Here is a 12,719-nt window from a genome sequence, read left to right on the forward strand (position 1 = left end):
TTTAGATAGTTTGTGATTGGCAAATTCTAAATTTTCGGCTTTAAGAAAACTTGATGTGAAATACTAATTTTATTAAACCCATAATTTACCAAACGAAGGGTGAACGTTCTTAATTTTTTAAAATAAGTTCAAGTATAAATCCGATTAAAGCAGTCAATCCATTAATTGATAAACCAATTAATAATGTTACAAATAATCCATTAATCAGCTGTTTGTTTTCTTTTCTAATTTCTGTAAACCTATTTTTATCACCTTTGGTAAATTCAAACATAGGATTTCTTTTCAATTTATTTATTTGCTTATGCATCATTCTATTTGATAATAGTTGACCGAATTTATAAAACATATAAAAAACCCCTATAGAAAGAGTGATAAAAAAGAACATCTTCTGATTTATATCCTTTGGTAATATTTCAATTTCATTATTAATACTTATGCTAAATAAATAATTAAGTAATATGATGGCTGAAGTAAGGAAAGAGAAAACTATTAAATTCTGAAATTTGACTTCATGTTTTAATATAAATTTAATTAATTTATGCTCTTCGCTGTTTTTTGGCAAAGCTTCATACCACTCACTTACTGTTATTTTTAATTGATTACAAATTTGAGCATTTATAAAATCAATTTTACAAGACATTTGCGCTTGAGCTTCTTCTAATTCATATTCATCACCACCTTGGAAAACTACTTGAATCATTTCACTTGGTTTTAAACTATTTCCAATTCTAACTCGCATTGTATGAGTTTGAGGAACATTATGAAATTGATTTTGAAATAATAAATTAAAGTCCCATTCTATACTAATGTATTTTGTTCTTGCAGAAATATTCCAATCTGTATTTTTAAATTCGTTCCAATTGCCAAATGTTTTTATTTCTTTATTTTCTAAACCTACATTTACATTTACGATATCTGTAATCAATTTATGCACTTCTAATATTTTGTAAACTTTATCATTTAATTCTAAGACATCTTCAAATGAAAATTGCTTAAATTCTGTAAACAGCTTAATATCAGTGTCTCTTTTTCCTTTTATTAAATAATATAACGATTGAAATTGTTTAATTTGCGATTCATCAATAATCGCTATATCATTTGCAGCTTGACTTGGTGTACTGTTTTTCATTTATTAGTTTTTTTTATAAAATTGTTTACAAATTTTCTATAACATCAAATATATACTTCTTTTTCACTCCGTCAACTTAGTAATTATGTTTTTTCTTACTATTTTTTTTTAAGACTTATATAGATCTGGCGTGTCCCAGAGTTTCGCGAGACAATCCTTCATTGTGTTATTTAATCTAAAAAGATTGTAACAACCGGATAATATATCAAGAGCCACTGCCGTTGTGATTAAAGAAGTAGAACAGTGCAATCACAAAGAAAACGTTGTTAGAATTTAGTATAAAATCAGCTGAAAGACGTCATCTTTTTTCATTATAAACAGTTTTAATTTCTAAATTTATCGCCCAATAAACTCCCCTCCTTTGGCCGTATAATTTATCAAGAAAAATTATCATAATATTAGCAAGTTAAAGCTTCAAAAATCTGTAAATTGGCAGAATAAAACTGCGGTTATAGCGTGCTAAAGCAATCAATTGTGAGCTTCCTATTTCTTAGTGATGACAGCAAAATAACAAGACAAATACGAATTATACATATATGGATAAGATAAAAATACTTTGGGTAGACGATGAAATCGATTATTTAAAACCACACATATTATTCCTAGAAAAGAAAAATTACAGTGTTACGACCTGTAATAACGGCCGTGATGCCATTGATATTTTCGATAATGAAAATTTTGATATCGTTTTTCTAGATGAAAACATGCCCGGAATGAGCGGTCTAGAAACACTGTCTGAAATGAAGGAGAAAAAGTCGGCTGTTCCCATGATTATGATTACTAAAAGTGAGGAAGAGTACATCATGGAGGAAGCAATAGGTTCTAAAATTGCCGATTACCTGATTAAACCAGTGAACCCAAATCAGATTTTATTGAGTTTAAAGAAGAATCTCGATCACTCGCGACTAATTTCGCAAAAAACCACTTTAGACTATCAGAAAGAATTTCGTAAAATTTCTATGGAAATGGCGATGGTGAATTCTTATGAAGACTGGGTGGAATTGTATAAAAAATTGATTTTTTGGGAGCTTAATCTCGAGAATATCAACGATCATGGGATGATTGAGATTTTAGAATCTCAAAAAGCGGAAGCTAACTCGCAGTTTGGAAAATTCATCGAGCGCAATTATGAAGATTGGTTTTTACCAAAGGCTGACAAACCCATTCAATCGCATACTTTATTCAGAGAATTAGTCGTTCCTGAAATTGTAAAGAAAGAGAAACCCATTTTGTTTGTGGTGATTGACAATTTGCGCTACGACCAGTGGAAAACATTTGAAAGCGAAGTCGCTAACTATTATAAACTGGAAAAAGAAGTGCCTTACTTCTCTATTCTTCCCACCGCAACGCAATATGCTCGAAACGCTATTTTCTCTGGTTTGACACCACTGGAGATGGAAACTAAGTTTCCACAATACTGGAAAAATGATCCGGAAGAAGGCGGTAAAAACCTATATGAAGCTGAGTTTTTATCAGCACAATTAAAACGTCTTGGATTAAACATCAAAGAGGATTATTTCAAAATAACCAACTTGGCTGCCGGTAAAAAGCTGGTAGAAAATTTCAAAGGACTTAGAGACAACGACCTGGTTACCGTAGTTTATAATTTTGTAGATATGTTATCCCACGCCAAAACCGAAATGGACGTGGTAAAAGAGCTCGCTTCAGATGATAAGGCGTACCGCTCTTTGACATTGAGCTGGTTCAAGAATTCTCCACTGCTAGAAATCATCCAGCAAGCACAAAAACTAGGTTTCAAACTGATTATAACCACAGACCACGGAACTATAAATGTAAAAAACCCGTCCAAAGTCGTGGGCGATAAAAACACCAGCCTTAATTTGCGTTACAAAACTGGACGCAGCCTGACCTATGAATACAAAGATGTTTATGCGGTAAAAGATCCAAAAAAAATAGGTTTACCTACCATTAATATGAGTAGTTCTTATATTTTTGCAAAAAACGATTTGTTTCTGGCCTATGTAAATAACTTCAATCATTATGTGAGTTATTATAGAAATACCTATCAACACGGTGGAATTTCATTAGAAGAAATGATTATACCGTGTTTAATTTTTAATCCGAAATAGTCAATTCAAAAAAACTTGAAACCTTAAACTTTAAACAAATTTTTAAAATGGAAATTACTTTTTCATTAGATGAAATCGAAAACGCTGCACAAGCCGTTGTTGCTAAAAAACCTAATAAAGTGATCCTTTTTCACGGAGAAATGGGTGCTGGAAAAACCACTTTTATCAAACAACTAGCCAAAGAACTTGGGGTTACAGAAGCGACGAGTAGTCCAACCTTTTCTTTAGTTAACGAGTATCATACTACTAACAATCAGGTTGTTTACCATTTTGATTTTTACAGATTAAAAAACGAAGTGGAAGCACTAGATATGGGTGTTGATGAATACTTATATTCTGGAAACTGGTGTTTTATCGAATGGGCCGAAAATATCCCAAACCTAATCCCAGATTCCCACTCTGTTATTACAATCCAAGAACTAGCCGGCGGCAAACGACTATTAAAATTAAGCTAAAGAAATACAAAAAATATGAACGCCGAGAATACAGTTGCAATCATCCCTTTTTCTTCAGATTTGAAGGAACCTATAAAAACTTTAAACCTAGAATGGCTTAACAAATATTTTAAGGTCGAGCCCAAAGACGAGCTCGTGCTTTCTAATCCGCAAGAAGAAATCATTGATAAAGGTGGAATGATCTTTTATGCTAAATACAATGATAAAATTGTAGGTACTGTTTCCTTGCTAAAAATGAACGAATCTGAATTTGAGCTGAGCAAAATGGCCGTTACTGATGGCGTTCAAGGTCTAGGAATAGGAAAAAAACTCATGGAACACTGCGTTAAAACTGCCGAAGAAAAGCAACTTAAAAAGATAATTATCTATTCGAATAGAAAGCTAGTTCCCGCCATCACTTTGTATGAAAAATTCGGTTTTAAGGAAATTCCTTTAGAAGCTGGTGTTTATGAAAGAGCCGATATAAAAATGGAAAAAATAATTTAAGGTTTCAAAATCATTCTTGTTCGAATATTTAAACCCGTTTAAAGCCTGTTTTTTAATCTTTTTACGTAATTTTACCTCTAATAATCACTTTATCAATGTCAATAGCAATAACTCCTTTCACTAAACAACAGTTGTTACCGCAGGAAGAAAAACTCGAGCTAAGCCGAAGAAAAAGCGATCTTTTTATTGGTATCCCAAAAGAAACCAGCTATCAAGAACGCCGTATCTGCCTGACTCCAGATGCTGTTAACTCATTAACTTTCAACGGACATCGCGTAATGATAGAATCAGGAGCGGGTGAAAGTTCTAGTTATTCTGATAAGGAATATAGTGCTGCTGGTGCCGAGGTGACACAAGATACCGCCAAGGTTTTTGGTTGTCCAATGGTTTTAAAAGTTGGTCCTCCTACCCTCGCTGAGATTGCCTTAATGAACAATCAAACTATTCTTATCTCATCGATTCAGTTAAAAACGATGAAGAAAAATTATTTTGAAGCTTTGAGCAAAAAAAAGATCACCGCCTTAGCTTTCGAATACATAAAAGATGAAGACGATAGCTATCCGGCAGTAAGATCTTCTAGTGAAATTGCAGGCACTGCTTCAATTTTAATTGCCGCAGAACTGATGATTACTAACGAATTCGGAAAAGGATTACTGTTTGGGAACATCACCGGAGTTCCACCTACAGATGTCGTTATTTTAGGCGCTGGAACGGTGGGAGAATTTGCCGCTAAAACCGCCCTTGGATTAGGAGCAAGTGTAAAAGTTTTTGATAATTCAATCACTAAATTACGAAGATTACAAAACAATCTGAACCAACGTATTTTTACCTCCACCATACAATCTAAAGCCTTACTAAAAGCATTAAGACGTTGTGATGTCGCCATTGGCGCGATGAGTGGCGTAGAACGCTGTCCAGTTATCGTAACAGAAACTATGGTCGAACACATGAAAAGCGGCGCGGTAATCGTCGATGTCAGCATTGATACTGGAGGTTGCTTTGAAACCTCAGAGGTTACCACTCATGAAAAACCAACGTTTATAAGAAGTAATGTCGTTCATTATTGTGTTCCTAATATTCCTTCGCGTTATCCAAAATCTGCTTCATTGTCTATAAGTAATATAATCTCGCCCTTTTTAATGCAAATTGCTGCCGATGGAGGCATTGAAAGCGCCATTCGATGCGACAGCGGATTAAAACACGGCGTTTATTTTTACCACGGTATTTTGACAAATAAAGTCATGGGAGATTGGTTTGATTTACCTAACAACGACATCAATTTAATTGTGTTTTAAGTAAACTTCCGCTACCTTTGCACAAAAAATAATTCATGAAATTCTTCCATCGTTTTGCCTACTATTTAGTGGGATTAGTTATAGGTCTTTTTTTTGTATCCATGATATTTAGCGGAAAAGATACCCGCTGTAATTATTTTCCAAATGCCAGAGTTTTAAATGATTTGAGAACAAAGCCTTTTCACTATTCTGATAAAGCAACTCAGATACTAGCCGAAAAATGGATCGATACCGCTGATATCAAAAACACACTTGAATTTGGAGATGTTGATTTTGATAATAGCAACACTGAGTTTAGAAAAGCAAAACTTTATGTAATCGAAGGTAAAACAACTAAAGGACAAGAGATTATATTAAAAATAAGCAACCGGGAAGACAGAGCTACTCTAGAAGATATTATCAAAAAATAGACAGCTTAAAAAATAAGGCAGATTCATTATTTGGGCGTGCCACCATCTTTAAAAAGGGCTCCTTACTTTGCGGTAAGGAGCCCTTTTTAAATATGCTGTCGGGCTTTACGCTCCGCTGTGGCGGACTGCTTCAATCCCTCACGCGGTCCAGAATTACATCAAAAAAACAGCAATAAACAAACCCTTATAGACTGCAAGTCTACACCGCTCGATTACGGATATTGACCGCAAATTCAAAAATTATTACTATTTATAAATTTGCGAATTTACGTTTTGAACATTTTAGCTTCTAAATCCAGTACAGGCGACAACTTCGAGAAATTAATTAAAATAAAACCACTATTCACTTACATATTTGAAAAAAGAGTTACATTAGTATCACGGATTGCTAGACCAGATAGAAGCGGTATCCTTTTTAATTTTTATCTTTAAAAAAATTAAAAAGATAGAAGCGTCCCGAAGCATCGGGAGCTGGAGAAAGCTCCAGAAAATAATAGTTAAAAATAAATTACCATTATGAGATTAGAAGATTTTGACAATGACGAGGATAAAATAATCCAAGACCGCTTAAAGCAAAAGAACTGGAATGAGATCAGGACTAATGACAGCTGGGCGATTTTTAAAATTATGGCCGAATTTGTAAATGGTTATGAGGCGATGGGACGTATAGGTCCCTGTGTATCCATTTTTGGATCAGCGCGAACAAAGCCCGAGGATCCTTATTATTTACTTGCCGAAAAAATAGCTTTCAAAATCAGTAAAGCCGGTTACGGTGTTATTACTGGTGGAGGTCCTGGTATTATGGAAGCGGGTAACAAAGGCGCACACCTAGGCGGAGGAACTTCGGTGGGATTGAATATTGTATTGCCATTCGAACAACATTTCAACCCTTACATTGACGCCGACAAAAACCTGAATTTTGATTACTTCTTTGTTAGAAAAGTTATGTTTGTCAAATATTCCCAAGGATTTGTGGTCATGCCAGGCGGATTCGGAACATTAGATGAGCTGTTTGAAGCGATGACTTTGATTCAGACGAAGAAAATTGCAAAATTCCCGATTATATTAGTCGGAACTCAATTCTGGTCTGGATTAATTGATTGGGTCAAAAAAGTGTTAATCGAAAGAGAAAAGACAGTGAGCCCAGAAGATTTAAACCTAATAAAAATTGTTGACACCGAGGACGAAGTCGTTCATGTTTTAGATAATTTCTATAAAAAATACAATTTGAAACCAAATTTTTAAAAACGAAAGCTGTTCTGAGGAGCAGCTTTTTTTTTTGTCCTAAAAAAATTATTTCTTTTTTACCCAAGTAAATGGATTAAGTGTATATTGTAGACTACTAACGAGTTGAATTTACAATTGAGAGTATTTTATAAAATTACCTTTTGTATTTTAGTTTTATTGACATCAATAAAGCAGTATGCCCAGCACCATTCCCAAATGTTTGTTGAGGTAAATACTGTGGAAAAAACCTTGAATATACAGCAGGAACTAACCTTTTTTAATGAGTCTAATGACACTCTGACTTCAGTTACTTTAAACGATTGGAACAATGCTTATGCTAATGTGAATACGCCTTTAGCGAGACGATTTTCGGACGAGTTTTATCGCGGTTTTCATTTAGCTAAAGAAGACGAACGCGGTAGCACTAAAAATTTAACAATCATTGATGCCGATAAATTATTCCTTTCTTGGATAAGAACTGATGAAAATCCTGATATTATTAGCGTAAAACTAAGAGAAAAACTAGCCCCCAATCAAAAAATAAAACTGCAACTCACCTATACCGCAAAAATTCCAAGTGATGCCTTTACTAAATTTGGTTACAATGCAACGGGCGGTATGAATCTAAAAACATGGTACCTCACTCCTGCCCGCTATGAAAACCATTCTTTTACAAAATACAGTAATGCCAACTTAGATGATATCGCAAACGCCGTCTCAGATATCGATATCAATTTAAAAGTTCCAAAAGGCTTTGAAGTGACAACTGATTTAAATACCGCGGAAACAATTGAAAAGGAAAATCATTCCATTTATAAATTATCAGGAAAAAACAGAACTAATTTCAGTCTTTTTATCGAACCCAAATCCAGTTTTTATAGCTATAGATCTCATGATCTTGAAGTAATAACAAACGTAAAGGAGGATAAAGTAGGTGTCAAGAAACAAGCGTATGCAATTGATTGCATTGTTAATTATGTCGATGGTTTAATAGGGAAATACCCCTTTGATAAAATTGTTGTTTCTCAGGCTGATTATGAACGAAATCCTTTTTATGGATTAAATCAGCTGCCCTCGTTTATCAGTCCTTTTACAGATGAATTTACTTATGAGATTAAGTTTTTAAAAACCTACTTAAATGCCTATTTGAAAAACAGTTTACGACTAGACAGCAGGAAAGACAGCTGGATTTATGATGGAATTCAGGTATATGCTATGATGAAGTATATTGACGAGAATTACCCAAACACCAAGATGCTAGGGAGCGCTTCTACCTTTCTACTGCTGAAAAGCTATAATCTCACCAATCTAGATTTTAACCAGCAATACAGCTATTTCTATATGTTGATGGCTAGAAAAAACCTCGATCAACCGCTAGGAGACCCGAAAAACTCACTGATAAAATTCAATGAACAAATCGCCAGTAAATACCGTGCGGGACTAAGCTTTAGGTATTTGGACAAGTTTCTAGGACACGATGTAGTTACGAATAGTATTCGTCAATTCTATACAGAAAACAAGGAGAAACAAGTATATAGAAACGATTTTGAATCCATTTTAAAAAGCAATACAGACAAGAATATCAATTGGTTTTTTAATACAATTATTGATTCTCGGGAAATTATTGATTTTAAATTTGGTGACGTCATAAAAACCAAAGACAGTATTTCTTTCAGTCTTAAAAACAGAACCGGAGTAATTGTTCCCGTACCTGTTTATGGAATTAGTAAAGGTGAAATTGTATTTAAAAAATGGTTGGATCCTCAAGTAGCAGACAGTGTGTTTTCTTTCGAAAGACAAAATGCTGATAAGATTGTTTTGAATTATAAAAATGAAGTTCCTGAATACAATTTAAGGAACAACTGGAAATCACTAAAGCCTTTCTTCCCAAACAACCGTCCCATTAAATTTGTTTTTATGAAGGATTTAGAAGATCCTTACTACAATCAGGTTTTATACGTACCTACCTTAGGCTACAATTTATATGATGGCCTTATCCCAGGATTGCGTTTACATAACAAAACAATTTTAGACAAACCTTTTATTTTTGATGTCAATCCAGCCTATTCCACAAATGCCAAAACTTTGTCTGGATCTGGTTCTGTTGTCGTAAATCAAAATTATCGAAACAGTGCCCTTTATAACGTGCGTTATTCTTTTTCTGGTTCCTATTTTCACTACGCACCAGATGCTGCTTATTTAAAAATTAATCCAACGGTGCAGTTACGATTCAGGGAAAAAGACTTTCGAGACAACAAAAAACAATTAATCTTATTGCGCCAAGTATTTGTGAACAGAGAAAAAAGCAAAATAATTACGGACAAGTCCACAGAAAACTTTTCAGTATTTAATGCCAAATACTTCAACACAACGACAGAAATCACAAAGCATTTCAGCTTTTCATCTGATCTTCAACTAGCAAGTAAATTCGGAAAAATGGCCGCAGAAGTCGAGTATAGAAAGCTTTTCGAAAATAACCGCCAAATAAGCTTGCGTTTTTATGCTGGAAGTTTTCTATACAACAAAACTAATTCTGATTATTTTAGTTTTGCATTAGACCGGCCAACAGATTACTTATTTGATTACGGCTATTATGGCCGATCTGAAAGCAGCGGTTTTTTTAGTCAACAGTATATTGTTGCCGAAGGCGGTTTTAAATCAAAACTCTCCATTCCTTATGCTAATCAATGGATAACAACAGTGAATGGAAGTTATACAATTTGGAATTGGATCGAAGCCTACGGAGATGTCGGATTCTTGAAAAATAAGTCCCAAAACGAGAAATTTGTATATGATAGTGGAATCCGATTAAATTTAGTTCCTGACTACTTCGAAATGTACCTTCCACTCTATTCTTCTAATGGCTGGGAAATTAGCCAAGGCAATTACAATGAAAAAATTCGATTTGTTATTACTTTATCGCCAAAAATATTAATCAATTTATTTAATCGAAAATGGTTTTAATCGAAAGAAAAAATATAATTGCATTAAACTATTCTCTATAATTCACTTATTTAATTACGAATATCTAATTTTATAATAAATTTAAAGTGATTTAATTGACAATCCTTAAATTATATTTCTTTCAATGAATTATGATAATAGATTGTTTTTGAGTAAATTTGTCTCCTTAAGTGATACCTTTTAATTATGATAAAAGAAAAAACCAATACAACACTGACATTCGACGATTTTAAAACCGAAGTCTTAAACGATTACAGAATCGCTATGATAAGTAGAGAATGTAGTTTATTAGGTCGTAGGGAGGTTTTGACTGGAAAGGCAAAATTCGGAATTTTTGGCGATGGAAAGGAAGTGCCTCAATTAGCGATGGCTAAATTTTTCAAAAACGGTGACTTTCGCTCTGGATATTATCGTGACCAAACATTTATGATGGCTATCGGTCAAATGACGGTTGAACAGTTTTTTGCGGGGCTTTATGGCAATACCAATTTAGAACAAGAACCTATGTCTGCCGGTAGACAAATGGGAGGCCATTTTGCTACTCATAGTTTAAATGAGGATGGTTCTTGGAAAGACTTAACAAAACAAAAAAATTCTAGCGCTGACATTTCTCCTACCGCAGGACAAATGCCTAGATTATTAGGATTAGCGCAAGCATCAAAAATATACAGACAAGTAAAAGGAATTCCCAATAAAGCAAATTTCTCTGTAGAAGGAAACGAAATTGCCTGGGGAACCATTGGAAACGCAAGTACTTCTGAAGGATTGTTTTTCGAAACAATAAATGCAGCAGGAGTTTTACAAGTACCTTTAATAATCAGTGTTTGGGATGATGAATATGGTATTTCAGTTCATGCAAAACATCAGACTACTAAAGAAAGTATTTCGGAAATTTTAAAAGGATATCAAAGAGATGCTACAGGAAAAGGATATGAAATACTGAGAGTAAAAGGATGGGATTATACCGAACTTATCGCTACATATGAGAAAGCATCTACTTTATCACGCGAACAACATGTTCCCGTACTAATACATGTAGATGAACTTACTCAGCCTCAAGGACATTCGACTTCTGGATCACATGAAAGATATAAAGATGCTGACAGACTAGCTTGGGAAAGAGATTTTGACTGTATCAGACAAATGAAATTATGGATGATTGCAATTAATATTGCTTCTCCGGAAGAATTAGCTGAAATAGACGCAAACGCTAAAAAACAAGTTCTAGAAGGAAAAAAAGCCGCTTGGAATGCTTTTATCGGACCTATTGTCGAAGAACAAAAAGAATTAGTTTCCTTATTGAAAGAAATTGCAGATTCTAGTACTCATAAAGAGGCGATATTAAAATATGCAACGAGTTTAAGCAGTGTAAAAGATCCTATTAGAAAGGAACTTCTAATTGCAGCGCGTAAATCTTTACGTCTTGTAATCAACGAAGATGTAAAAAACGAACTTTCAAACTGGATTACTGCTTACACTAAAAAAACGCAAGAAAAATTTAGCAGCCATTTGCATTCTGATTCTGATCTAAATGTATTTTCAGTAAAGGAGATTCTTCCAGAATATACTGAAAATGCAAAAGAGGATACAGACGGCCGAATGATTCTACGTGATAACTTTGACGCAATATTCACAAAATATCCTGAAACTTTGATTTTTGGAGAAGACGCTGGAGCCATTGGTGATGTAAACCAAGGTCTAGAAGGAATGCAAGAGAAATATGGAGAATTGCGTGTAGCCGATGTAGGAATACGTGAAGCCTCTATAATAGGACAAGGTATCGGGATGGCATTAAGAGGTTTACGTCCTATTGCCGAAATTCAATATTTAGATTATTTACTTTATGCCATTCAAATCATGAGTGATGATTTGGCAACCTTGCAGTACAGAACAGTAGGAAAACAAAAAGCACCATTAATCATACGTACCAGAGGTCATCGTTTAGAAGGTATTTGGCACTCCGGTTCTCCTATGGGAATGATTATCAACGCCATTAGAGGAATTCATGTATTAGTTCCAAGAGATATGACAAAAGCGGCAGGTTTTTACAATTCGCTTTTAGAATGTGATGAACCGGCTTTAGTTATCGAATGTTTAAACGGATATCGATTAAAAGAGAAAAAACCACTTAATTATGGAGAATTCAAGACACCTATTGGAGTTGTTGAAACCATGAAAGAAGGTGCTGACATTACTTTGGTTTCTTATGGATCTACCTTAAGACTAGTGGAACAAGCCGCTACAGAACTTCTTGAAATAGGTATTGACTGCGAAATTATAGATGTACAATCTTTACTTCCATTTGATATTAATCATGACCTTGTAAAAAGTATAGCTAAAACAAATCGACTTTTGGTAATTGATGAAGATGTTCCAGGAGGAGCCTCAGCTTATATTTTACAACAAATTATTGAGCAACAAGACGGTTACAACTATTTAGACAGTAAGCCGCAAACCTTAACAGCAAAAGCGCACAGACCGTCATACGGAACTGATGGTGACTATTTCTCTAAACCATCTGCTGAAGATATTTTCGAAAAAGTGTACGCTATGATGAATGAGGTAAACCCAACTAAATATCCAAGTTTATACTAAAAAAAGTATTGTAATAAAAAAAACAGTATATTGTCAGTTAATTAGTTATAAACTTAAATACAATAAAA

9 protein-coding genes are annotated in these 12,719 nt (G+C 34.1%); 8 read left to right on the forward strand and 1 reads right to left on the reverse strand.

The features are described 5' to 3' along the window. Positions 1-109 precede the first annotated feature (109 nt). Complete coding sequence (locus E0F98_RS12515; protein WP_132111979.1) at positions 110-1,129, reverse strand: hypothetical protein; 1,020 nt, start codon at positions 1,127-1,129, stop codon at positions 110-112. Positions 1,130-1,665: 536 nt separating this feature from the next. On the opposite strand from E0F98_RS12515, the gene porX reads away from it, so the two are divergent. The 8 genes from porX to E0F98_RS12555 all read left to right on the forward strand — a co-directional run bounded on the left by porX (position 1,666) and on the right by E0F98_RS12555 (position 12,651). Then, a complete protein-coding gene (porX, locus tag E0F98_RS12520; protein WP_132111981.1) occupies positions 1,666-3,219 on the forward strand; it encodes a T9SS response regulator signal transducer PorX in 1,554 nt (517 codons plus the stop codon). 47 nt (positions 3,220-3,266) lie between these two features. After that, positions 3,267-3,674, forward strand: a complete 408-nt coding sequence (gene tsaE / locus E0F98_RS12525; RefSeq protein ID WP_132111983.1) for a tRNA (adenosine(37)-N6)-threonylcarbamoyltransferase complex ATPase subunit type 1 TsaE — start codon at positions 3,267-3,269, stop codon at positions 3,672-3,674. 15 nt (positions 3,675-3,689) lie between these two features. Continuing rightward, positions 3,690-4,160 (forward strand): GNAT family N-acetyltransferase, encoded by a 471-nt coding sequence (locus tag E0F98_RS12530; protein ID WP_132111985.1) that lies wholly within the window; start codon positions 3,690-3,692, stop codon positions 4,158-4,160. Positions 4,161-4,255: 95 nt separating this feature from the next. Further along, complete coding sequence (locus E0F98_RS12535; protein WP_165929318.1) at positions 4,256-5,455, forward strand: alanine dehydrogenase; 1,200 nt, start codon at positions 4,256-4,258, stop codon at positions 5,453-5,455. Positions 5,456-5,490: 35 nt separating this feature from the next. After that, positions 5,491-5,865, forward strand: a complete 375-nt coding sequence (locus E0F98_RS12540) for a DUF4258 domain-containing protein (RefSeq protein WP_132111987.1) — start codon at positions 5,491-5,493, stop codon at positions 5,863-5,865. A 516-nt stretch (positions 5,866-6,381) separates the two neighbouring features. Beyond that, on the forward strand, positions 6,382-7,110 hold the full coding sequence (locus E0F98_RS12545; RefSeq protein ID WP_132111989.1) for an LOG family protein: 729 nt from the start codon (positions 6,382-6,384) through the stop codon (positions 7,108-7,110). 198 nt (positions 7,111-7,308) lie between these two features. Next, positions 7,309-10,056 carry a gluzincin family metallopeptidase gene (locus E0F98_RS12550; RefSeq protein ID WP_132112128.1) on the forward strand — a complete coding sequence of 916 codons (2,748 nt, stop codon included), beginning with the start codon at positions 7,309-7,311 and terminating at the stop codon, positions 10,054-10,056. A 186-nt stretch (positions 10,057-10,242) separates the two neighbouring features. Then, the gene (locus tag E0F98_RS12555) at positions 10,243-12,651 is read left to right on the forward strand and encodes an alpha-ketoacid dehydrogenase subunit alpha/beta (protein WP_132111991.1); all 2,409 of its coding nucleotides are present in this window, start codon (positions 10,243-10,245) and stop codon (positions 12,649-12,651) included. The last annotated feature ends 68 nt before the right edge of the window (positions 12,652-12,719 follow it).

Source organism: Flavobacterium hiemivividum (assembly GCF_004349145.1).
Lineage (GTDB): Bacteria > Bacteroidota > Bacteroidia > Flavobacteriales > Flavobacteriaceae > Flavobacterium > Flavobacterium hiemivividum.